This window comes from Methylophilus methylotrophus DSM 46235 = ATCC 53528, assembly GCF_000378225.1.
Lineage (GTDB): Bacteria > Pseudomonadota > Gammaproteobacteria > Burkholderiales > Methylophilaceae > Methylophilus > Methylophilus methylotrophus.
Map to the genome: position 1 here is coordinate 939718 of NZ_KB905141.1, position 21223 is coordinate 960940.

Here is a 21223-nt window from a genome sequence, read left to right on the forward strand (position 1 = left end):
CTTTACAGGAGATAGCATGAAGCATATTCCCCAGACGATGACATACCGGCTCAGCCTGTTGCTGTGCGGTAGCATGCTGTTAATGGGGTTTTGCCTGAGTGCTCATGCTGCCAGCAAAAACAAAAGCAAACCAGCGCCTGACAGTCCGATCATAGACAAATCAGCGATGGAGGTGCCCCCGCTTGACACCAGTGCCGACGTTTCTTATCTGCTGATTGCCGCTTCCAAAGGCGATATTGCCACTGTCCGCGCATTGCTTAAAAGTGGTGCCAACCCTAACGTGACCGATACCGAAAAAATCACCCCGATTATGTATGCGGCTCGCAAAAATCAGGCCGAGGTCATCCGTGAGTTACTGACACACGGAGCTGATATCAACGCCAAGGATCAGGGCGGCTGGACTGCACTGATGTTTGCGGCCAAGAAAAACAATCTTGATGCCGTGAAAGTCTTGCTCGAAAAAGGCGCAGACGTAAAAGTGCGAGACCCTGCGGGCTGGAGCGCACTGGGACTTGCCGCCACTTCAGGATACAGCGAAGTGGTCGGTCTGGTCATTGCGCGTGGGTTTGATGCTAATGTACGCTCTTCCGATGGTAAAACGGTACTGATGTACGCCGCAAAAAGTGGGGATGTGCCTACCATCACCACGATACTCACACATGGTGCAGATGCCAACCTGAAAGACAAACTGGGCACCACGGCACTGATGATTGCCGCCAGAGAAGGCCATACTCCGGCTGCGGTCTATCTGGTGGAACACGGCGCCAAAGTGGATGAAGAAGACGAGCATGAATGGACGGCGCTCACCTGGGCGGTTGAGAAAAACCAGGTCGAAGTCGCCAAAGCTCTGTTGGAACACAAGGCCGATGTCAATCATAAAGACAGTGAGGGCACGCCGTTGCTACACATGGCTGTCAGCAACAACGCCCCGGAAATGGCGGGCCTGCTGTTGGAACATGGGGCCAATGTCAAAACCCGTGATCAATATGGCTTAACCGCGTATGTATACGCACTCAAAGGCCAAAATCCTGCCATGGTAGAGTTGATCAAGGCGGCTGGCGGAAAGTACTAAGCCTCATCAGCATTTAATTAGGGCACCATATTAGAACACCATGAAACTTGCAATTGCGCAAATGAACTGCATGGTCGGTGCCATGCAGAAAAATGCAGAACATATCCTATCACTGGCCAATCAGGCCTATCAGTCTGGTGCACAGTTGCTGCTCACTCCTGAGCTCTCCTTGTGCGGCTACCCGCCTGAAGACCTGTTGTTCAGGCAGGACTTTCATGACGCGAACCAGCGTGCATTGCAATGGCTGGAGCAATACTTACCCCCCGCGATGGCTGTGATCATAGGTCACCCACACAAAGCCGGAAACAAACTGTACAACGCGGCTTCTGTGATTCATTCTGGCAGAATCCAAGCAACCTACCACAAACATCACCTGCCTAACTATAGTGTGTTTGATGAAGAGCGTTATTTTGAGGCTGGTGACCTACCTGTAATGTTTGAATGGCAGGGGGTGCGTTATGGCATACTGATTTGTGCCGACAGTTGGGAACCGGGGCCAGCCTTGCAAGCGCTGCAAGCGAACGCTCAAGTACTGCTAACCATCAATGCTTCGCCATACCATATGCATAAACAGCAGACGCGTTATCAGGTGCTGCGTGATCGCATCAAGGAAACCGGGTTAGCGATGGTGTATGCCAATATGGTGGGCGGCCAGGACGAACTGGTATTTGATGGTGCTTCATTCAGTATGAATAGCCAGGGTGAGTTGATGCACGAACTGCCCATGTTTGAAGAGCAGCTGGGTTATTTTGACATAGCAGGTACGCAACCCCTGCCAGCTGACATTGCGGCGCCGCTGCCCATCGAGGCTGCCGTATATAAAGCCCTGCGACTGGGCTTGCAGGACTATGTCAACAAGAACAAGTTTCCCGGCGTGGTGTTAGGCCTTTCTGGTGGCATAGATTCAGCACTGACACTGGCAATCGCAGTGGACGCATTGGGCAAAGAGCGTGTCAAGGCCGTCATGATGCCTTCGGAATTTACAGCCGGCATCAGTATCGATGATGCAGCTGAAATGGCTCGCGTTATCGATGTCGAATACAGCGTCCTGCCGATCAAGCCATTATTTGATGGCTTTTGTGACACGCTGGCTGGCGAGTTTGCTGGCAAATCGTTTGATACCACCGAAGAAAACTTGCAGGCACGCATCCGCGGCATGCTGTTGATGGCGATTAGTAACAAGTTTGGCAGTCTGGTCATCACGACCGGTAACAAATCAGAAACTGCTGTCGGCTACAGTACCCTGTATGGTGATATGGCCGGTGGTTTTGCGCTGATTAAAGATGTCCCTAAAACACTGGTTTACCGCCTGGCTGCCTATCGTAACCAAATCAGCCCTGTGATCCCGGAAAGAATCATCACCCGCGCACCCAGCGCCGAATTACGTGCCAACCAGACTGACCAGGACAGCCTGCCAGCCTATGAAATCCTGGACGCAATCATGGAAGCGTATGTTGAAAAAGATCTCAGCATTGACGCGATTATCCAACTTGGCTATTCCCGTGCTGACGTCCAGCGCGTTACGCGCCTGATAGACCGCAACGAATACAAGCGCAGGCAGGCAGCAGTAGGCGTGCGCATCACTGAGCGCGGGTTTGGCAAAGACCGCCGCTACCCGATTACCTGCAACCTAACATTTTAAAAGCGACATTTGAATAAAAAGCCTTGCTTGCGTAAAATGTAGACAAAGTCTTATCCACGGAGCGTATATGAAAAAAGTAGAAGCCGTCATTAAACCCTTTAAACTGGATGAAGTCCGTGAAGCGCTGTCCGCCATCGGCGTGAATGGGCTGACCGTGACTGAGGTCAAAGGGTTTGGTCGTCAAAAAGGCCACACCGAGCTATATCGTGGAGCAGAATATGTGGTGGACTTCCTGCCAAAAATCAAAATTGAAGTCATTCTGGCTTCTGACATGGTAGATAGTGCAATCGAAGCGATTATTAAAGCAGCACATACTGGCAAAATTGGTGATGGCAAGATTTTTGTGACCTCTGTCGAACAAGTCATTCGTATCAGAACTGGCGAAACCGGCGAAGCAGCCATTTAAATATAATGTTTGATATATCCGGGTGGCTGCTGAAGACGCGCCACCCGTTTTTCTTTTTGATGACCTCAGCATGTCCCTTACACTGATTAAAACCGTCCTGTTATTAGCCGCAGCCAACCTGTTTATGCTGTTTGCCTGGTATGGTCATCTGCGCGATCTGCATCACAGACCCTTATGGATTGCCATTATTGCCAGCTGGGGTATTGCCCTGATTGAATATTGCCTGCAGGTCCCCGCTAACCGCATTGGTTTTACACAGCTCAATCTGGCCCAACTCAAGATTTTGCAAGAAGTTATTACCTTAGTGATGTTTGTGCCATTCGCCCTGATGTACATGCACCAACCCTTGAAATGGGACTATCTATGGGCAGGCCTGTGCATGATGGGAGCTGTTTACTTTATCTTCAGGGCCTAATGACTAGCCCTAATGGGCCATTTCCCGGATGCCTCACAATAGCCATAATTGCACCCGAGTTAACACTTTAATAAATACCAATTGGGGAAAATTATGCTGAAAAAACTTTTGATTGCAGCTTCATTACTTGCCAGCAGCTCTGCTTTTGCTACCTCCACAACTACGACATTTAGCGGCAACGACTTACCTGGTACATCACCCGCAAGAACGGCTAAAATCACAATTACGTCTGCTGTTGATTTTGATTTAACAGGGATACTTGACCCAAACGCTAAATTTCTAGCAGACACTAACTCAGGTTTGTACCAAGGCCTTACTATCATCAGCAACTCAAACGCGACATTTGAATATGCGCCAATTATTCTGCCACTGAGCCAATTTGACCTGACTCGCTATACATTTAGCGTGTTTAATTTAGAAGCTGGCAGTTACACATTGCAATTCAATTTGACTGGAATTTTGGGTCTTAACGAAGGTGGTCATTACACAGGCAGCTACACTATCAGCCCAATTACTGTACCTGTACCAGAACCAGAAACTTACGGCATGATGTTCGCAGGCTTGGCTTTGATGGGCGTGATTGCTTTCCGTCGCCAGAAAAACAGCTAACCAGTCATCTGTTTAGATGCAATAAAAAGCCTCGCTATTTGCGAGGCTTTTTATTTCTGTTGAGAACTCTATCCGGCAAACACTTTCCGCACCAAGTCTAAATCCTCAGCAGTATCTACACCGCTGGCTGGTGCATGTGCCGTCATTGTCACCGCAATTTGATAACCGTGATATAGCACCCTTAATTGTTCCAGGCTTTCAATCTTTTCTAATTCAGTGACCGGCAAACTGGCATATTGCTTGAGAAAACCGACACGATAAGCATAAATCCCAATATGACGGTAGGCAGCGATAGCGTGGCGATGCTCTGCATCACGGGGAAAAGGAATGGGTGCACGACTGAAATACATTGCCTGGTGTTTGGCATTCAGAACTACCTTGACCACATTGGGATTATCGAATGTTTCGCTTTCATGCAAGGGATGACAGGCAGTAGACATGACCGCTTGTGCATCATGTGCGAGGGTCTGTGCAACGTCATTAATCAATACCGGATCAATTAACGGTTCATCTCCTTGCACATTCACCACGATCATGTCATCTGGCCAAGCCATTTTCTCAACCACTTCAGCAATACGATCGGTACCAGAGACATGGTCCGTCCGCGTCCTGACACTAGCAACACCATAAGACTGAGCTGCCTGCATGATACCTTCATGATCAGTTGCAATCACCACTTCATTCGCCTGACTTTTTGCAGCCTGTTCAGCCACGCGGATCACCATGGGTTTGCCGGCAATATCCAGTAACGGTTTACCCGGCAAACGGGTACTGGCAAAACGGGCGGGGACAACCACTTTAAACATCATTACTCACTGTATTCATGTTCTTCAAGTCGGCGTGCTTCATCTTCCAGCATGACAGGGATACCGTCCCGTACCGGATAAGCCAGGCGTGCGGCTTTTGATACCAGTTCCTGCTTTTGCTTATCGTATACCAGCGGCCCTTTGGTCACCGGACACACCAGAATTTCCAGTAATTTAGGATTCATGTTAACTTCCTTTGCGTTGTTGCAACAAGCCTGTGACATGTGCTATCAGGGGCGTATCATGGCCCACGGACTGAAGCTCAGCGCTCACACGCAAAAACCAGGCGTTGTCTAATCGAAGATGCTGACATTTTACGGCATCTTTCTCAGTCATCAGTATGGTTTTTCCATGCAGTGAAGCAAAATCAGCCTGCGTGTAAGCATAATGGTCGGCCTGTGGCCGTTGCTCTACCTGCAAGCCCATGCCCTCCAATACGTCGAAAAACCGCTGTGGATGCCCTATGCCTGCCATGGCCACCAAAGGTTGACCACGCAATACTTCAGTAGATGTTTCACTCTTAAAGTCAGTCACAGAGGTCCAGGTATCCGGGCGCAAATTGAGCTGGTAACTCACAGTATGCGATGGCGCTACCGGTAACTGACCGCTTTCCACCACGATATCCACCTGCTGTAAGCGGCCAATTGGCTCACGTAATGGTCCGGCAGGTAACAACCTGCCATTACCCAGCCCTAATGGTCGTTGTACGACAGCGATTTCGATATCACGCTGCAAAGCATAATGTTGCAGACCATCGTCGCAAATCAATACATTGACCTCAGGATACACCTTTATTAACGCTGACCCGCCTGCCACCCTTGAAGCATCTACCCAAACAGGGCAGCCACTGCGCCTGGCGATTAATACCGGTTCGTCGCCAAACAATTCTGGCCGACTATCTGGCATGACTTCTCCGGTATATTTTCCTCCGTAGCCTCTACTTAAAATACCAGGAGTGTAGCCTACTGCTTTTAATTGCTGAGCCAGGTAAATGACCAGTGGGGTTTTACCAACACCACCTACGGAAAGGTTACCCACAACAATCACGGACACTGGCAAGGCCTGGCTCGAAAGCAGGCCAGCCTTGTAGCTCCAGCGTCTCACTGCTGCCAGCAAGGCAAACAACCAGGACAAAGGGAATAATAGGCTTTGTGCCCAGCCTGTTGTTTGCCACTGTCGTTCAAACCATCGCCGCAACATCAGTCATCTTGAAACTGTTTATGATACAGCCGGCTGTAATAACCATTCTCAGCCAGCAGTGCCTGGTGCGAGCCAGTTTCTATGATCTTGCCGTGGTCCATGACAAAAATCCTATCGGCGTTTTCAACCGTACTCAACCGGTGTGCAATCACAATGGTTGTGCGATCCCGCATGAGGCGGTCCAGTGCCATTTGTACATGCAATTCTGATTCACTATCCAGCGCAGAGGTGGCCTCATCGAGTAACAACACAGGTGCATTTTTCAAAATGGCGCGTGCAATGGCAATACGCTGGCGCTGACCGCCAGACAAGCGCACACCGCGGTCACCAATCTCACTTTGCAATCCTTGTGGCATTTGCTGGATAAACTCCCAGGCATTCGCCGCCTTGGCAGCCTCAATGACCTCCAACTCACTGGCCTCCCGCAAGGCACCATAGGCAATATTGTTGAAAATGGTATCGTTGAACAACACGATATCCTGGCTGACCAACGCAAATTGTGACCTCAAGTTCTCGAGATCGTAATTTTTAACATCAATACCATCTAATATGACTGCACCGTGTTGCGACTCATAAAAGCGTGGTAGCAGATTTACCAGCGTCGTTTTACCGCTGCCTGAACGGCCGACCAATGCCACTTTCTCACCCGCTTTAATTTCGAAGCTCAGTGAAGACAATGCATCTTTTTTTGCTTGAGGATAACGAACAGTGACATTTTCGAAACGAAGATTTCCCTGAACCCTGTCGCTACGATAACTGCCACGGTTATCTTCGTTTTGCATATCCAGCACATCAAATACACTTTGGGCGGCCGCTAACCCTGTCTGCAGGTCTTCATTGGCCGCAGTGATATGTTTCACAGGCGCGATCAGCATCATCAAGGCGCCCACAAATGCTGCAAACTCCCCCACCGTGAACTGGCCCAGTGCATAGAAAACCACCAGACCCAATGCAATCGCAGATAACACTTCAATCACAAAACTGTTCAAGCCGGAGATTCTGGCAGTTCTTAACTCAAGCTGCCTATTGCGGGAGACAACCTCACCAAAGCGTTGATTCTCAAAGTTTTGCGCACCGAAAATCTTGACGATACGCTGCGCGGCAATCGCCTCTTCTGCCGTTTTGGTAATCTCACCAACGGCTTGCTGTACTTTTTTGGCATTTGCACGCAACTTGGGGGTTGTTCGCCCCAAATACATGCCCATTAATGGTGTGACGGCAGCAAACACCAGCGTCAATCGCCAATCAAGATAAAGCATGTAGGCTATCAAGCCAATCACCGTCAACACATCACGCAATACATTGAGGGCAGAGCGAGTGACAACATTCGATAAGCGCTCAATATCATAAGTCATTTTTGAAACTAAATAGCCATTGGAGTTAGCATCAAAAAAGCTAACAGGTAACATCATCAGCTTTGCAAACACCTGCTTGCGCATGGTTTCAACCACCCGTCGAGCCACAATGCGAAGACTGTAACTTGAGAAAAAACCAGCCATTGCACGCAGAGTCATCAGCCCAAATAACATCAAGGGCAGGATATAAACCTGTTGAGCGGACTGTTGTACAAACCCTTCATCAGTGACCTTCTTGATGAGTGCGAGAAAAGCCGTATTACTGAATGAAAGGACAGCTGTTGCAAAAATGGAAAGTGCAAAGTGCAACTTATACTGCCAAGCATAAGCAAATAGCCGCTTATACAACAGCTTGGGAGCGGTGGTAATGAGAGTGTCAGAATTGTTTTTTCGCGCCATTGGCTTCCTCGGCCCAACTGAAACAAACAGCCCGCCAAATGTGGCGGGCTTGGTAAGGCTCAATGCAGCCTGATTTTAAACAATGCATTAGCGGGAATTCACCTGCGTTGCAAAAGTGATATGTGTGTAATTCGCCATGCGTGCAGCTTCCATGATATTGACGACCGATTGGTGTGTGGCTTTGGCATCGGCATTGATAATAATGGTTGGCTCCTTGCCAGTTGGGCCTTCTGCACCGGCTTGTGTCAGTGCCGCTGACAAATCAGCAACCACCGCCCCATTCGCCTCTTTACCGTTAACAAGGTAACGGCCACTGGCGTCCACCTCTACTGTAATCGTCAGCGGTTTTTCTTGTGGCGCATTGGCATCTGCAGTCGGCAGATTGATCTGCAACTCGCTGGTCCGTGAAAAAGTCGCACTGACGATAAGAAAAATAATAATCACCAGCAACACGTCAATCAACGGGATAAAGTTGATTTCCAGTTCCTCGTCGTGGCTACCACGTTTAAAATTCATGAGACTGCCTTTATATCCTGTCGCAAATAATGATTACTTATCCGCGGTCGCCGTGAATGATTTCTACCAGCTTGATGGCTTGTTGCTCCATGTCTACCAGAAAACCGTCCACCTTACTTTTGAAATAACGGTAGGCAATCATTGAGGGCACTGCAACCACAATACCAGCCGCCGTGTTGTAGAGGGCCACCGAGATGCCGCGGGCAAATTGCGCAACATCATGGCCACTGTTGGTGAAAGAACCAAACAGTTCCACCATACCGATCACGGTACCCAGCAAACCCAACAACGGTGAAACAGTTGCAATCGTACCCAATGTAGGCAGATATTGCTCCAGTTTGTGTGCCACGGCACGGCCGGTTTCTTCAATCGCCTCCTTGGTCACCTCACGAGAGTTGTTCATGTTAGTCAGGGCACTGGCAAATACCTTACCCAGTAAAGAATGCGCCTCAAGACGACTCAAGGTTTCACGGGTCACACCGCCTTGCTTTAACCAGTTTTGCACTTCTGGCAGCAGTTGCTCAGGCGTCACCACTGAGGCTCTCAATGCCCAGAACCGTTCAACAATAATCGCCAAAGAAATCACGGAGGCAATAATCAGAGGCCAGATAGGCCAGCCGGCCGCTAAAATAATTTCCCACACAGCAAATACTCCAGTTGTTTTTTAAACTTCCGCTACTTTAGCGTTAACCAGCCCTTAGGGCAAGTTTTGCGCGGTATCCGTCAGGTTACAATTGCCATTGTTTACTGCTCCCAATAATGTGGCTCAATCGCCCGCCAGCGAGCAACATGTGGTCGCTGGCCCTGCGTATAATCCAGCAGGACGGCACCATCCTTGTCCGAACGCAACACCTCGCTGCCCAGCGCTTCGTAACGCGCCATCACTGCTGGCTTGGGATGGCCAAATCGGTTCAGGTAACCCACCGTTGCAATCGCGATGTCAGGTTGCACGGCTTGGACAAATGCCAGACTGGATGAGGTTTTACTGCCGTGATGCGGCATAGTCATCACATCCGAGGCCAGGCCGGCAACTGAAGATGCCAGCAAGGCCTGCTCAGCAAGCTGCTCGATATCGCCAGTCAGCAACAGGCTGCCATGAGCCGATACGATCTGAATCACACAGCTTTTGTCATTATCCTTGATGCCTGCCGGTAATGACTGGCCTGGGTAAATGACGCGAAAAGTCACGCCGTCCCATCCCCACACTTGGCCAGCCTGACAGGCCTGGCGCCGAACGGCAGCTGCATTCGGTAAAGACTGTAATTGCCCAAAAAATTTAGCCTCCGCTGTTAATGAACTCAGTATCTTGCCGGTAGTCACGCCAGCCAGCACTGAGGCCATACCCCCGACATGATCATTATCATCATGGGAGATCACGACAATATCCAGCTTCTTTAACCCCAAATGCCGCAAATAAGGCAAGACAATACGCTGGCCGGCATCGCTTTGTTCATGGTATACAGGCCCAGCATCATACAACATGGCATGTTGCGCTGTTTGCACCAGTACACTTAAACCCTGCCCAACATCAATGACGGTCACCCGCATCTGCCCCGGTTGCAAGTCGGGCAACCTGGATACACACAATGGCAGCCACAACAGCAAACCAGCCCAACGCAACGGCCAGCCGCGGGGCATCAGCCATACCAGTGTTCCCAGCAAGGCAATCAACCATGCCCATAGAGGTGGCGTTGCCAAATAGCTGACAGCCCATGGCCATTGACGCAACCACTGCAAGGCATGTGCACAGGCTTCCCATATTCCCGCCGCCAGCTGTAACAGTAAGTCAACAGGCAACAAGGCACCCGCAATGGCCAAGGGCACCACTGCCAGGCTGACCATGGGAATCGCCAATGCATTTGCCAACGGTGAAACCAATGACAATTGATTGAAAAACATGATGACCACTGGCACAAAAGCCAGGGTCACTGCCCATTGGGTATGCATGGCATTTTGCCATCCAGGGGCTGCCTGCAAACGGCCACCCATGGCAAATGCCAGGATCGCCACGGCCCCAAATGACAACCAGAAGCCTGGGGCCAGTACCGCCCAGGGATCAAGCAGTAAGACTATCCACATGGCAACACTCAGTATCCATGAAAATGGGAAACGCTGCTTGAGACTCAACATCGCCAAGACCGTCAGCAACATATAAAGCGTACGCTGGGTGGGAATGGAAAAACCAGCCAATGCAGAGTAGGCAATTGCAACCATTGCCCCACCTGCACTGGCAGCCAGGGTGGAGGGCAAATATAAAGCCAGACGTGGTCGCAGACGCCATAGCCAGCCTGTACATAAATAGCCCAATGAAGCCAGCATAGTGATGTGCAAGCCAGATATCGAGACCAGGTGGTTGATGCCGGTATCTACAAACAACTGCCAGTCTGGAGGCGCAATCTGGCTGTCATCACCGATAACTAATGCGCGCAGTACTGCGCTGGATGGCGTGGTGCCCAATACATGTTGAATACGCTCACCCACCTGAGATCGCCAGTGTGCAATGAGTGCGGCCGGCTGCCAGGCCAGTGAGCTTATTCTTTGCATGGGGGCTTTGCTGACAATAGAGCCACTTGCCCCGATCTTATTCGCCAGGCACCAGGCCGCATAATCGAACCCGTGTGGATTACGTGTCGCGTGCGGTCGCTTAAGTTTGACACTAAATTGCCAGCGCTCTCCAGCCTGCAATCGTGGCTGCGCTGAAGACTTTGCTTCAGACTCACCTTGAACTGCTTTATCTTGAGAGTGTTTTCCATGATAAGCCTGCTCATAAAGATGAAGCCGCACTCTCGCAGGGATCGGACACACTGGATTAAAACTGCGCTCAATCGCGAAATCCACATGCTGTCCGCGCGCATCGCGCTCAGGCACACTGACGATCACGCCTTGTACAGAAATCACCTGCTGCTCACAAGCGGCGGGCAAAGCTTCTTGCAACCGCCACCAGGCTCTGGCCTGCGCCCAGGCAAACCCCAAGGCCGCAATCAACACGATTATCCAAGCCTTGCGTAACAGGGCGTGGTAGCGGTGAGATAAAGAAAAACCAGCTATGGTGCCGATGTGTCTCAACAAGCCAAGCAGCGCCAGGGCAGCAAACCAGGCTGCCCAAATTGTCAGTGACCATAGACGTGGTTGTTGCTGAAACAGCCAAACCCCAAACAGTAATCCGACTGTGGCGCCCGGCAGCATAGATTATTTAACCGGCGAGTTGCCCCTGCGTTGTGGTGGACTCTATGGCCTGCAAGCTGCCATCTTTTAAGTGATACTGTCTATGCATGCGAGCAGCCAGTGACAAGTCATGCGTGACCACCACCAATGCCGTGGCATGCTGGGACTGAATATTCAACAACAGCTCAAACACCTGCTCTGCCGTTTGCCGGTCCAAGTTACCGGTAGGCTCGTCTGCCAGCACACAGCGTGGCTGGGTCACCAAAGCTCGTGCCAAGGCTGCGCGTTGCCGTTCGCCGCCAGAGAGTTCACCCGGCGTATGCTCCAGTCGATGCGACAGGCCTACTTGCGACAAATAATGTTCAGCTTGCGCCAGCGCTTCACTACGAGGCATACGGCGTATCAATAAAGGCATGGCCACATTTTCCAGTGCGCTAAACTCGGGCAGCAAATGGTGAAACTGGTAAACAAAACCCAAATACTGGTTGCGCATCGCACTCTTGTCCCGCTCAGACATGCTAGCCAGTGGTTTACCCAGCCACTGCACTTCGCCTCGGGTAGGCGCATCCAGCCCCCCCAGCAAGTGGAGTAAAGTACTTTTCCCACTGCCAGAAGCCCCGACAATCGCCACATGCTCGCCCGCCGCCAACTGCAAATCTACAGCTGTTAACACCGAGGTATCCAAACCCTCATAGGTTTTTGCCAGGCCCTGGCATTGCAATATCCAATCACTCATAACGCAAGGCCTCCGCGGGATTCATGCTGGCTGCGCGTGCACTTGGGTACAAAGTAGCCACCAAGCTTAATAAAATAGACAAACCCACAATCGCCGTCACATCTGACCACATGAGTTTGGAAGGTAAATCGCTGATGTAATAAACATCTTTGGATAAAAACTGTACATTAAAGGTGCGCTCTATCCACGGCACCACGGTTTCTATGTTCAAAGCCAGGATCACACCTAACACCGCGCCGGAAACGGTGCCTATGATGCCTATCATGGCGCCCTGTACCACAAACATTTTGCGGATCGCCTGCGGCGTCGCGCCCATGGTGCGTAAAATGGCAATATCCGCACGCTTGTCCGTCACCGCCATCACCAGCGTAGACACAATATTGAAAGCCGCCACGGCTACAATCAGCGCCAGGATAATAAACATCACGCGTTTTTCAAGCTGAATTGCCTTAAAGAAATTGGCATGTTGCTGGGTCCAGTCGGTAATGTAATAGTTAGGCCCTAATGCCTCTATCAACTCACGGCTCACGCGGTCCGCCATAAACAGGTCTGCCAGTTTCAGCCGTAGACCGGACACCTGGTTACCCAGGCGATAGAGTTTGGCGGCATCATCGAGATGGATCAGTGCCAGCCCGGCATCGTATTCATACATGCCAACCTGGAAAATACCCGCCACGGTAAATTGCTTGATGCGCGGCACCAGTCCGGCGGGGGTCACTTGCCCTTGCGGAGCCATGAGTACGACTTTCTCGCCAAGGTGCACGCCGAGTGCCATAGCCAGGTCTGATCCCAGCACGATATTGAACTGCCCGGACTGCAAATCCTTCAGCTGGCCCAGTTTCATCTGGCTGGAAAGCTCAGAGACCTTGCCCTCCTCACCAGGTAATACCCCCCGGATCAGCACGCCTTGTACAGCTTGGTCATGCGTCAACATGCCTTGCGCCATGATGTATGGTGCCACTCCTTCAATCGGGCTGGAAACTGCCTTGGATGGAATCGACTCAATCTGCTGTTGCAAGCCTTGCCAGTCAGCAAGCCCCATATCAAAACTGCGCACTTCGATATGTGAGGCCACGCCCAGAATACGTTTACGCAACTCATCCTGAAAACCATTCATGACCGAGAGGACGACAATCAATGCCATCACACCCAGCGCAATGCCTACCATGCTGGTCAGTGAAATAAACGAAATAAAATGGTTGTTGCGCTTAGCGCGTGTATAGCGCCAGCCTATCCAGCATTCATACGGTAAACGTTGCACCAGCGATTTAGCCAACGCAGAAAGAGTATTTTTCATGCCGGAATCTTAACAGCTTTTAATATGAATGCGGAACCGGACCTGGGTAAATCACTTCAACAATTCCTGGTTGTCAGCCTAATCTGACCCAAAGTTAGTCCAATGGCCGACTGAATCCCCCGCCATTTCTCTTTATGATGCAACACAAGGTCAGTGACCTGATTACTTAAATCAATTGAGGAGAACTCGACATGAATAAAGACATCTTCGAAGGTAACTGGAAACAACTCAAAGGAAAAGTCCAGGAGCAATGGGGCAAGTTAACCAACGATGATCTGGATGTGATCGAAGGCAAACGAGACCAGGTTGCCGGTAAAATCCAGGAGCGCTATGGCATCACTAAAGATGAAGCCGAAAAACAAATCGACGCCTGGGAAAGCAAACACAGACACTAATTTTGCTCTGTGAATAAAAAAAGGACAAGCGCGGCTTGTCCTTTTTTAATGAGCCTTAATAGAAAGGCATACGCATTAACCGGTGTTACGCAAACTGGTCGCAATGCCATTAATGGTTAACGGGATAGCCCATTTCAGTTTTTCATCCGTTTCGCCCTTGCGATATCGTTGAATCATTTCTACTTGCAAATGATTTAAAGGATCGAGGTAAGGCAGCCGGTCGCGGATGGATTTTGCAATCACGGGTTGGGTGGCCAAACGCTGCGTGGTGCCCAATAACAGGTTAATGGCATCCGTGGTCAATTTGTGCTCATGTTCTATGCGGCTGAAAATCTCTTCACGCAGCTCGCGGTCTTCCAGCAAATGTGCATAGTGTCGCGCCACGATCAGGTCAGTCTTGGCCAGCACCATGTCCACATTATTGATCAGCGTATTGAACAGCGGCCAGTGTGCCTGCATGTCATGCAGCATCGCCAGGCGCACGTCTTTCAAAGCAGGATCCTGCTGCAAAAAATGCTGTATTGCACTACCCAGCCCATACCAGCCCGGCAATAACAAGCGGCATTGTCCCCAGGAAAATCCCCAGGGAATCGCTCGCAAGTCCTCAATGCGCCGCGTGGATTTACGCGCAGCCGGGCGGCTGCCCAGGTTCAAGCCAGCAATTTCGTCTATCGGGGTAGTATTAAAAAAGTATTCGGCAAACCCTGGCGTTTCATATACCAGGCTGCGGTAGCTGGTCATTGCCGTGGTTGATAATGTTTCCATCACACTTTCGAAGGCTCGCCGTTTGGAGGATTCCAACTGGTCAGACGGAAACAGGGTGGCGTCCAGCGTCGCTGCAATCAGTGTTTCCAGATGCTGGCGGCCCACCACGGGGTCAGCATACCTTGTAGAAATGATCTCACCTTGTTCGGTCAGGCGTATCTGCCCATCGACTGTTCCCTTGGGTTGCGCCATCACAGCCTGGTAAGTAGGCCCCCCTCCCCGACCCACCGTGCCGCCGCGGCCATGAAACAGGCGCAACTTCACGTTGGCCTGATTGAATAATTCGACAAGCGAAATTTCTGCCTTATACAACTCCCAGTTCGAGGTCAGGAATCCGCCATCCTTGTTGCTGTCGGAATAGCCCAGCATGATTTCCTGCTCACTGCCCTGGTAACGGATGATATGACGGATGCCCAGCAGGCTCAGCCATTTACCCATAATCATGGGCGCGTAACGTAAGTCAGCAATGGTTTCAAACAACGGCACGATATGCAAATCTACCTGTACATTGGCTGAACCCCACACGCCGCGCAGCAGCCCGGCCTCGCGTTGTAACAAGGCGACTTCAAGCAGGTCAGACAGCGTTTCGGTATGCGAAATAATATATTGCCGCACGGCATGCTCACCAAAGCGCTCACGCATTTCACGTACTGCAACCAGCACGCCGATTTCCTTATGCACCAGCTCAGAGTATTGCTGGAATGGCGAAAACAGCAGGCGCGGCTGTTTGAGTTCCTCGAGCAAGACGCCGATTTTTTCGTCCTCATTAAACCCGGCATAATCAAAATCATGGCCAGCTTTATGCAATAACTCAGTGATGACCGCTTCATGCACATCCGATGATTGGCGGATATCCACTGTTGCCAGATGGAAACCAAAGCTATGGATGGCCTTGATCAGCTTGCCCAGCCGCGGGTAAATCAGGGATTCGCCCTGATGTTCGCGTAAAGACGCAGCGATAATTTCCAATGGCTCCAGCAGGTCATGTGCGCTTTCATAAGGGTCGGCAGCGATACTTTCATCCACCACCCAGCCCTCTCCCGGCAACAACTGATCTGCCGTGACCAGCACACGGTCATAGATGCCATTGAGCGCCAGGCGATAAGGTTCGTCTAGCCGATGTTGCGATTGGTCACGCGAGGTCCTGGCCATCTGCAATACAGCCTCGCTGACGCCGACCACACGGGTAGACACCGCCAGTTCGCGTTTAAGGGCTGCCAGTTCCTGCAAATAAAACCTGAACAAAGTAGTGGCCTGCAAACGCACGCTGTCCCGCAATGTCGTGCCGTTCACAAACGGGTTACCATCGCGGTCGCCACCTATCCAGCTACCCATGCGCAAAAAGCCCGGTAGCGTCACATCCGGCAACAGGTCAGACAGGTCGCGCTCGATGTCCTGCAATATCTCTGGGATGACATTGAGGAAAGTCGATTCATAATAAGTCAGCGAATTTTCAATCTCGTTTTGCACACTGAGCTTGGAATAACGCATCATGCGTGTTTGCCATAGTGCCGAGACTGCCCCTTGCAGTAACAAGGTGTTGCGCGCCAATTGACGCTCGGACACCAGATGTGACCTTTCGGCCAGCAGTTCGGCAATCTGGCGCTCAATATCCAGCACACTTTTGCGTTGCACCTCGGTAGGATGTGCTGTCAGCACGGGCGAGATCAGTGCACTTTCTAACAACGCTTTAATCGTTTCGGCTGGGATAAAAGCCGTCTTGATTTTCGCCAGGGTATACGACAGCATGCCGGGCGCCGGGGTATTCTGCTGGCAATGCCCCAATTGCTGACCATATAAATCTTCGGCCAAGTTGGCCAGATGCTTGAAATAAGCCAGTGCCCGCACGACACGCACCGTATGCTCCAGACTCAGATTGGCCAGTAATTGTTCGAGATCCAAAGAAGCCTGCTGATCATGCGTCTGGTGAAAACGCAACGCCGCCTGGCGGATAGCGGCAATTTTTTGTGCGACCTCTTCGCCTTCCACATCCAAGACTGCTTTATCCAGCAGTGCACCCAATAACTGTATATTTTCGGCCAGTTGCGCCTCTGCTGAAACCATCGCGCTGGCAGCCAGTTTTTTTATCATGATGCCTCTCCTCAAGCTCAGCCTTACTCTAGCAACAAGCAGGCCATCTTTAAGCAGGATTTTTTTACTTTAAAATCATGATGTTGAGAAAAGCAATCGGTCACTCATATCGATAGCGGTGCACTCACTGCACTGATTTGGCCCAGCTTGCAACATACTGGCGTGTGCGTGAAGAAAACTGCATTCCTCTCATGCTAGACGCATTTAGGGTGACTTAATTCAAATGATTATTTTGGAAATTCGACATGACTTCTGACAGTAGAAATCGTGAATGGCACAGTCTGACTCAGAATGCCTTTACTCAGGCATAATAAGCGGATGATTCTCATTAACCTTGATCATTGGCTACAGCAAGTCCTCACAGTCTGGCAGTCGTTGTCAGCGCATGTGTGGCAGCAGGATGCTTTCCTGCTGCTGATATGCAGCATTGCCTGCCTGCTGCTGTTTTTTACCGGTACCGTGATCGGACTCTTTATTCAATCGCTATGGGGGATTTTTATCTCTAGCCGTCATTCTGACGAGGAGCAGAAATAGTCGTTGCTTCGTGTTATCTGGCATCTGCCGCGATCAGCTGCTGCTGAATGGCCGCCAGTTCAACAGTGACGTCCGCACCATAATCTTCATACTGGTGACCACCTGTCCGGGCATACCAGTACTGACTGTTCCAGGTATCGCCTTCAATTTTGTGCAGCACGGCATGAATCCAGTTCGCCGTGGTATCACTATAATCCTGGGCGATGTTGTGGGCAGCATCCCAATCACCAGCTTGCGCCAGTGTGACCGCTTGCAACAAATGGCTGGCGTTAGACATTCACCGGGTACTCGATAGTCCCCTTCTGGATAAACTCGATTTTATAACCATCAGGGTCTTCAATAAATGCGATGACAATGGTGCCATGCTTCATCGGTCCCGCTTCGCGCACCACTTTACCTCCTTTGGCTTTCACCAGTTCACAAGCCTTATAGGCATCATCCACCTCTATCGCCATGTGGCCATAGGCCGTGCCCATGTCATAAGCGGTTTTGCCGTAGTTATAAGTCAGTTCCAACACGGTATTGTCATACTCATTGCCATAACCAACGAAGGCCAGCGTAAATTCGCCATCCGGGTAATCCTGGGTACGGATGAGTTTCATGCCAAGCACACCGGTATAAAAGTCAATCGATCGTTGCAAATCTCCTACGCGCAACATGGTATGTAACACTCGCATTATTCACTCCTTGATGATCTGAATTATTTTTTAATGATTGTTTTAATTACTTGTTTGCAGTGATCCGCTGATATTTTTCCATGAGTTCCGCTTGTGTTTCGCGCCGCTCCGGGTCGAGCGGAATGCAGCTGATCGGGCACACCTGCTGGCACTGTGGTTTATCGTAATGGCCGACGCACTCCGTACACAACTCCGGATTGATTTCATAAATTTCTGCGCCTTGCGAAATCGCCTCATTAGGGCAAACGGGTTCGCACACGTCGCAGTTAATACATTCGTCGGTAATAAATAAAGCCATGACTCTTAAATGTGGATATTCTACAGGATTGCAACCGCCTAAGCCGCTGCCAGTTTTTGCTTGATCGCAGCTTCGACGCCTGGCGAGACAAACTGGTTCACATCACCACCCAGGCGTGCGACTTCACGCACCAGGCTGGAAGAAATAAACATAAACTCCTCAGCCGGTGTCATAAACAGGGTTTCCAGCTTGGGATACAGTTTGCGATTCATGCCTGCCAGCTGGAACTCATACTCAAAATCGCTCGCTGCTCGCAGGCCACGAATCACCATCTGCGCGCCTTGTGCCTGCACAAACTGCATGAGCAGTCCGTCAAAACCAACGACACGGATATTATCGCCATCAAATACCGACTCCGCCAATGCCACGCGCTCTTGCAGGCTGAACAAGGTTTGCTTACTGGTACTTCCGGCGACCGCCACAATCACCTCGTCAAAGAGGTTGGCGGCCCTGCGCACAATATCCTCATGCCCCATGGTGATCGGGTCAAACGTGCCCGGATACACTGCGATTCTGACTTTACTCATGCACCTTTACCCCGATATTTTTTAAGGTGTGTCTATCATTGCTTGCGCTGTTATGTTTGCTTGCTCTGGCCGCAACAGATGATAGAACACCTGCCCTGCCTTGCCGGACTTGACCACTTGCCAGTCCGGATCAGATTTTAACGCATATTCCGCTTCCACATACAGCACACCATCTTCTGCCAAGTGAGCCGACAGCAGTGGCAGCAATTTATCCAGCCATTGTTTATGGTAAGGCGGGTCGCAGAAAATCACATCATAACGCTGCCTGTTTTGTGCCAGGAACTGCAAGGCATCAGCCTGGCGGATATCAGCTTGCGCTGCCCCCAGCAGACGCTGATTTTGCAATAATGCCTGGAAAGGCGCTTTGGCCAGTTCCAGCATAGTCACTTGCCTGGCATTGCGTGACAAGGCCTCAAACCCCAGCGCCCCAGTACCGGCAAACAAATCCAGGCATATCTTGCCGGTCATATCCTGCCCTAGCCAGTTGAACAGCGTCTGGCGGACCCGGTCAGCCGTCGGACGCAAGCCTTCTGCATCTGGAAACTTGAGTACCCGGCTACGCCAAATGCCGGCATTGAGGCGAACTTGATTCATGAATGGCGTTCAATCCAATTGCGATGACAAAGCATGATTATAAATGGCTTAGACGCGAGAGCCATAGCGGCATGACAATATGTCCCATCGTATCGTGCTATGATTCAGGGCGATTTAAGAAAGGAAAACAGCATGGAATTTTTATTTGGGTTTGGCATACTGGGTAGCCTGATTGCACTGGCACTAGGATTATTTTGGGTTTGGATGCTGGTTGATTGCCTGGCTAACCAAAGCGAAGACAAACTGGTCTGGTTCCTGGTGATTTTCTTCCTTAACCTGTTGGGTGCGTTTTTATACTACCTGCTGGCACGCAAAAAACGCATCTCACCCTTGGCTTAAAATTAACACAACTGCCAAATAAAAGCCGACATTTTGTCGGCTTTTATTTCATTGCTATTACTCTGCACCCACAATCACGGTGGCAAAACGGTCAGGGTGTATGCGCCGCTTAAATGCATCATTGATCTGTGAGACAGTCACCTGTCCTACATGCTGGTTAAAATTATCCAGGTAGTCCAAAGGCAGCTTGTAAAAGCCAATCATATTCAGGTACTCAAGAATTTTGCTGTTGCTGTCTATACGCAGCGGGAAACCACCTATCAGGTTATCCTTGGCAGCCGCCAGCTCTTTCTCGGTGACGCCTTTTTCGACAAATGACTGCACTGTTTCCATGACCAGCTTCAGTGCCTCATCCGCCTGTTCTTTCTTGGTTTGCAAGCCAATCTGAAACGGGCCTAACTGGCTCATCGGCATAAAGTAACTGTATACGCTATAAGCCAGGCCGCGTTTCTCGCGAACCTCTTCAGTCAGGCGCGACACAAAACCACCACCGCCCAGAATATAATTGCCTACATACAAGGGGAAGAAATCGGGATCACCGCGCATATTGCCTGGCTGACCCAGCAAAATATGTGCTTGCATGGCAGGATGGGGAAATTTCTTGACACTGGACGCCTTTAGTTCTGTGACCGGTGGAATAGCCGCGACTGCAGGCCCTTGCGGCAAGCCTGCGCTCAATCGCTCGGCAATCTGTTTGGCCTGGTCTGTGGTCAAATCCCCCATTAAGGCAATCACGGCTGACTTTGCCGTGTAATGCGTCTGGTAAAACTGTTGCAACTGGCCCACGGTGAGTGATTGCACGGTGGAGATTTCACCATTCTGGTCCATGCTATACGGATGCATGCCATACACAGACTGCATAAAGGCCTTTTGGGCAATGCTGTCCGGTTCGGTTTCAGCCTCTTGCAGAGCAGCAATAATACGTGCCTGTTCGCGTGCCAGCACACTTTGTGGAAAATCAGGCTTGTGCAATACCAGCATAAAACTATCCAGGGCGGCCTGTTGTTCACTGGTTAATGTGCGTAATTTAAAGCTGGCCCGGTCAGCATCAAAACTGCCTCCCAGCACAGCACCAATATCGGCAAATCGGTTGGTGAGGGTTTCCTCGTCCAGGCCACCTGCGCCCATCGTCATCAAGTGATGCGTCACCGCCGCAGTACCACTGGTTGCCAGCGTGTCATAAGCGCTACCGGCGCGGAAGTTGATACTGACATCCATCATGGGCAGTGAATGGTTTTCTACGAAATAGACTTCACTGCCTTCTGCTGTGGTCCAATGCTGGATATTGAGCGCAGCAAACACGCTGATGGCATACACTTGCAAGGCCAGTGTCAGCAAAACTGTTCTAACTAATACAAATACGTTCATGTGATTCCTTGATTCAC

The 21223-nt window shown here is 50.6% G+C and carries 24 protein-coding genes; 8 read left to right on the forward strand and 16 right to left on the reverse strand.

All coding sequences use genetic code 11. The annotated features are described in order from the left end of the window. The first annotated feature begins 16 nt into the window (after positions 1-16). The 5 genes from F463_RS0104590 to F463_RS0104610 all read left to right on the forward strand — a co-directional run bounded on the left by F463_RS0104590 (position 17) and on the right by F463_RS0104610 (position 4144). Positions 17-1072 (forward strand): ankyrin repeat domain-containing protein, encoded by a 1056-nt coding sequence (locus tag F463_RS0104590; protein ID WP_018985878.1) that lies wholly within the window; start codon positions 17-19, stop codon positions 1070-1072. Positions 1073-1112: 40 nt separating this feature from the next. Then, on the forward strand, positions 1113-2714 hold the full coding sequence (locus F463_RS0104595) for an NAD+ synthase (protein WP_018985879.1): 1602 nt from the start codon (positions 1113-1115) through the stop codon (positions 2712-2714). Positions 2715-2781: 67 nt separating this feature from the next. Next, positions 2782-3120 carry a P-II family nitrogen regulator gene (locus F463_RS0104600; protein ID WP_018985880.1) on the forward strand — a complete coding sequence of 113 codons (339 nt, stop codon included), beginning with the start codon at positions 2782-2784 and terminating at the stop codon, positions 3118-3120. A gap of 70 nt (positions 3121-3190) precedes the next feature. Further along, entirely contained in the window at positions 3191-3535 is a 345-nt protein-coding gene (locus tag F463_RS0104605) for a DMT family protein (protein WP_026295303.1), read from the forward strand. A gap of 93 nt (positions 3536-3628) precedes the next feature. Next, entirely contained in the window at positions 3629-4144 is a 516-nt protein-coding gene (locus tag F463_RS0104610) for an FxDxF family PEP-CTERM protein (protein ID WP_018985882.1), read from the forward strand. A gap of 68 nt (positions 4145-4212) precedes the next feature. On the opposite strand, the gene kdsB is transcribed toward F463_RS0104610, so the two are convergent. The 9 genes from kdsB to F463_RS0104655 all read right to left on the reverse strand — a co-directional run bounded on the left by kdsB (position 4213) and on the right by F463_RS0104655 (position 13618). Further along, complete coding sequence (gene kdsB / locus F463_RS0104615; protein WP_018985883.1) at positions 4213-4953, reverse strand: 3-deoxy-manno-octulosonate cytidylyltransferase; 741 nt, start codon at positions 4951-4953, stop codon at positions 4213-4215. Then, positions 4953-5135, reverse strand: a complete 183-nt coding sequence (locus F463_RS0104620; RefSeq protein WP_018985884.1) for a Trm112 family protein — start codon at positions 5133-5135, stop codon at positions 4953-4955. The genes kdsB and F463_RS0104620 overlap by 1 nt, the downstream gene beginning before the upstream one ends. A gap of 1 nt (position 5136) precedes the next feature. Beyond that, positions 5137-6150: a tetraacyldisaccharide 4'-kinase gene (gene lpxK, locus F463_RS0104625; RefSeq protein ID WP_018985885.1), complete on the reverse strand. Its 1014-nt coding sequence runs from the start codon at positions 6148-6150 to the stop codon at positions 5137-5139. After that, positions 6150-7904: a lipid A export permease/ATP-binding protein MsbA gene (gene msbA, locus F463_RS0104630; protein WP_018985886.1), complete on the reverse strand. Its 1755-nt coding sequence runs from the start codon at positions 7902-7904 to the stop codon at positions 6150-6152. The genes lpxK and msbA overlap by 1 nt, the downstream gene beginning before the upstream one ends. 87 nt (positions 7905-7991) lie before the next feature. Continuing rightward, on the reverse strand, positions 7992-8420 hold the full coding sequence (locus F463_RS0104635) for an ExbD/TolR family protein (protein ID WP_018985887.1): 429 nt from the start codon (positions 8418-8420) through the stop codon (positions 7992-7994). Between the two features lie 37 nt (positions 8421-8457). Then, on the reverse strand, positions 8458-9063 hold the full coding sequence (locus F463_RS0104640) for a MotA/TolQ/ExbB proton channel family protein (RefSeq protein WP_018985888.1): 606 nt from the start codon (positions 9061-9063) through the stop codon (positions 8458-8460). Positions 9064-9164: 101 nt separating this feature from the next. Beyond that, the gene (locus F463_RS0104645; protein ID WP_018985889.1) at positions 9165-11606 is read right to left on the reverse strand and encodes a DNA internalization-related competence protein ComEC/Rec2; all 2442 of its coding nucleotides are present in this window, start codon (positions 11604-11606) and stop codon (positions 9165-9167) included. 7 nt (positions 11607-11613) lie between these two features. Beyond that, a complete protein-coding gene (lolD, locus tag F463_RS0104650) occupies positions 11614-12321 on the reverse strand; it encodes a lipoprotein-releasing ABC transporter ATP-binding protein LolD (protein ID WP_018985890.1) in 708 nt (235 codons plus the stop codon). Then, positions 12314-13618, reverse strand: coding sequence for a lipoprotein-releasing ABC transporter permease subunit (locus F463_RS0104655; RefSeq protein ID WP_018985891.1), 1305 nt, complete (start codon positions 13616-13618; stop codon positions 12314-12316). Before F463_RS0104655 ends, lolD begins: the two co-directional genes overlap by 8 nt. A 191-nt stretch (positions 13619-13809) precedes the next feature. Between F463_RS0104655 and F463_RS0104660 the strand changes: the two genes are divergently transcribed. After that, positions 13810-14013 carry a CsbD family protein gene (locus F463_RS0104660; protein ID WP_018985892.1) on the forward strand — a complete coding sequence of 68 codons (204 nt, stop codon included), beginning with the start codon at positions 13810-13812 and terminating at the stop codon, positions 14011-14013. Between the two features lie 75 nt (positions 14014-14088). On the opposite strand, the gene ppc is transcribed toward F463_RS0104660, so the two are convergent. Then, positions 14089-16869 (reverse strand): phosphoenolpyruvate carboxylase, encoded by a 2781-nt coding sequence (gene ppc / locus F463_RS0104665; protein ID WP_018985893.1) that lies wholly within the window; start codon positions 16867-16869, stop codon positions 14089-14091. Positions 16870-17187: 318 nt separating this feature from the next. Between ppc and F463_RS0104670 the strand changes: the two genes are divergently transcribed. Then, on the forward strand, positions 17188-17403 hold the full coding sequence (locus tag F463_RS0104670; RefSeq protein ID WP_018985894.1) for a hypothetical protein: 216 nt from the start codon (positions 17188-17190) through the stop codon (positions 17401-17403). A 13-nt stretch (positions 17404-17416) separates the two neighbouring features. Here F463_RS0104670 and F463_RS0104675 read toward each other — a convergent pair whose 3' ends face one another. The 5 genes from F463_RS0104675 to rsmD are packed head-to-tail and all read right to left on the reverse strand — an operon-like array spanning position 17417 to position 19499. Further along, a complete protein-coding gene (locus F463_RS0104675) occupies positions 17417-17680 on the reverse strand; it encodes a hypothetical protein (protein ID WP_018985895.1) in 264 nt (87 codons plus the stop codon). Then, positions 17673-18080, reverse strand: coding sequence for a lactoylglutathione lyase (gloA, locus tag F463_RS0104680; protein ID WP_018985896.1), 408 nt, complete (start codon positions 18078-18080; stop codon positions 17673-17675). The genes F463_RS0104675 and gloA overlap by 8 nt, the downstream gene beginning before the upstream one ends. Positions 18081-18126: 46 nt before the next feature. After that, entirely contained in the window at positions 18127-18378 is a 252-nt protein-coding gene (locus F463_RS0104685) for a YfhL family 4Fe-4S dicluster ferredoxin (RefSeq protein ID WP_018985897.1), read from the reverse strand. A gap of 38 nt (positions 18379-18416) precedes the next feature. Beyond that, positions 18417-18905, reverse strand: coding sequence for a pantetheine-phosphate adenylyltransferase (gene coaD, locus F463_RS0104690; RefSeq protein ID WP_018985898.1), 489 nt, complete (start codon positions 18903-18905; stop codon positions 18417-18419). Positions 18906-18926: 21 nt separating this feature from the next. Then, positions 18927-19499 carry a 16S rRNA (guanine(966)-N(2))-methyltransferase RsmD gene (gene rsmD, locus F463_RS0104695; protein ID WP_018985899.1) on the reverse strand — a complete coding sequence of 191 codons (573 nt, stop codon included), beginning with the start codon at positions 19497-19499 and terminating at the stop codon, positions 18927-18929. Positions 19500-19631: 132 nt separating this feature from the next. On the opposite strand from rsmD, the gene F463_RS0104700 reads away from it, so the two are divergent. After that, positions 19632-19838 (forward strand): PLDc N-terminal domain-containing protein, encoded by a 207-nt coding sequence (locus tag F463_RS0104700; RefSeq protein ID WP_018985900.1) that lies wholly within the window; start codon positions 19632-19634, stop codon positions 19836-19838. 57 nt (positions 19839-19895) lie between these two features. Here the strand turns inward: F463_RS0104700 and F463_RS0104705 are convergent, their stop codons facing one another. Further along, on the reverse strand, positions 19896-21206 hold the full coding sequence (locus F463_RS0104705; RefSeq protein WP_018985901.1) for a M16 family metallopeptidase: 1311 nt from the start codon (positions 21204-21206) through the stop codon (positions 19896-19898). Positions 21207-21223 lie beyond the last annotated feature (17 nt).

Excerpts from the sequence above, each read along its gene's own strand:
- F463_RS0104685 (WP_018985897.1), bottom strand. The coding sequence starts at position 18,378 with ATGGCTTTATTTATTACCGACGAATGTATTAACTGCGACGTGTGCGAA.
- F463_RS0104590 (WP_018985878.1), top strand. The coding sequence starts at position 17 with ATGAAGCATATTCCCCAGACGATGACATACCGGCTCAGCCTGTTGCTG.
- F463_RS0104610 (WP_018985882.1), top strand. The coding sequence starts at position 3,629 with ATGCTGAAAAAACTTTTGATTGCAGCTTCATTACTTGCCAGCAGCTCT.
- ppc (WP_018985893.1), bottom strand. The coding sequence starts at position 16,869 with ATGATAAAAAAACTGGCTGCCAGCGCGATGGTTTCAGCAGAGGCGCAA.
- rsmD (WP_018985899.1), bottom strand. The coding sequence starts at position 19,499 with ATGAATCAAGTTCGCCTCAATGCCGGCATTTGGCGTAGCCGGGTACTC.
- F463_RS0104635 (WP_018985887.1), bottom strand. The coding sequence starts at position 8,420 with ATGAATTTTAAACGTGGTAGCCACGACGAGGAACTGGAAATCAACTTT.
- coaD (WP_018985898.1), bottom strand. The coding sequence starts at position 18,905 with ATGAGTAAAGTCAGAATCGCAGTGTATCCGGGCACGTTTGACCCGATC.
- F463_RS0104605 (WP_026295303.1), top strand. The coding sequence starts at position 3,191 with ATGTCCCTTACACTGATTAAAACCGTCCTGTTATTAGCCGCAGCCAAC.
- F463_RS0104655 (WP_018985891.1), bottom strand. The coding sequence starts at position 13,618 with ATGAAAAATACTCTTTCTGCGTTGGCTAAATCGCTGGTGCAACGTTTA.
- F463_RS0104645 (WP_018985889.1), bottom strand. The coding sequence starts at position 11,606 with ATGCTGCCGGGCGCCACAGTCGGATTACTGTTTGGGGTTTGGCTGTTT.
- gloA (WP_018985896.1), bottom strand. The coding sequence starts at position 18,080 with ATGCGAGTGTTACATACCATGTTGCGCGTAGGAGATTTGCAACGATCG.
- lolD (WP_018985890.1), bottom strand. The coding sequence starts at position 12,321 with ATGAGTGATTGGATATTGCAATGCCAGGGCCTGGCAAAAACCTATGAG.
- F463_RS0104595 (WP_018985879.1), top strand. The coding sequence starts at position 1,113 with ATGAAACTTGCAATTGCGCAAATGAACTGCATGGTCGGTGCCATGCAG.
- lpxK (WP_018985885.1), bottom strand. The coding sequence starts at position 6,150 with ATGTTGCGGCGATGGTTTGAACGACAGTGGCAAACAACAGGCTGGGCA.
- F463_RS0104670 (WP_018985894.1), top strand. The coding sequence starts at position 17,188 with ATGATTCTCATTAACCTTGATCATTGGCTACAGCAAGTCCTCACAGTC.
- msbA (WP_018985886.1), bottom strand. The coding sequence starts at position 7,904 with ATGGCGCGAAAAAACAATTCTGACACTCTCATTACCACCGCTCCCAAG.
- kdsB (WP_018985883.1), bottom strand. The coding sequence starts at position 4,953 with ATGATGTTTAAAGTGGTTGTCCCCGCCCGTTTTGCCAGTACCCGTTTG.
- F463_RS0104700 (WP_018985900.1), top strand. The coding sequence starts at position 19,632 with ATGGAATTTTTATTTGGGTTTGGCATACTGGGTAGCCTGATTGCACTG.
- F463_RS0104705 (WP_018985901.1), bottom strand. The coding sequence starts at position 21,206 with ATGAACGTATTTGTATTAGTTAGAACAGTTTTGCTGACACTGGCCTTG.
- F463_RS0104600 (WP_018985880.1), top strand. The coding sequence starts at position 2,782 with ATGAAAAAAGTAGAAGCCGTCATTAAACCCTTTAAACTGGATGAAGTC.
- F463_RS0104675 (WP_018985895.1), bottom strand. The coding sequence starts at position 17,680 with ATGTCTAACGCCAGCCATTTGTTGCAAGCGGTCACACTGGCGCAAGCT.
- F463_RS0104620 (WP_018985884.1), bottom strand. The coding sequence starts at position 5,135 with ATGAATCCTAAATTACTGGAAATTCTGGTGTGTCCGGTGACCAAAGGG.
- F463_RS0104660 (WP_018985892.1), top strand. The coding sequence starts at position 13,810 with ATGAATAAAGACATCTTCGAAGGTAACTGGAAACAACTCAAAGGAAAA.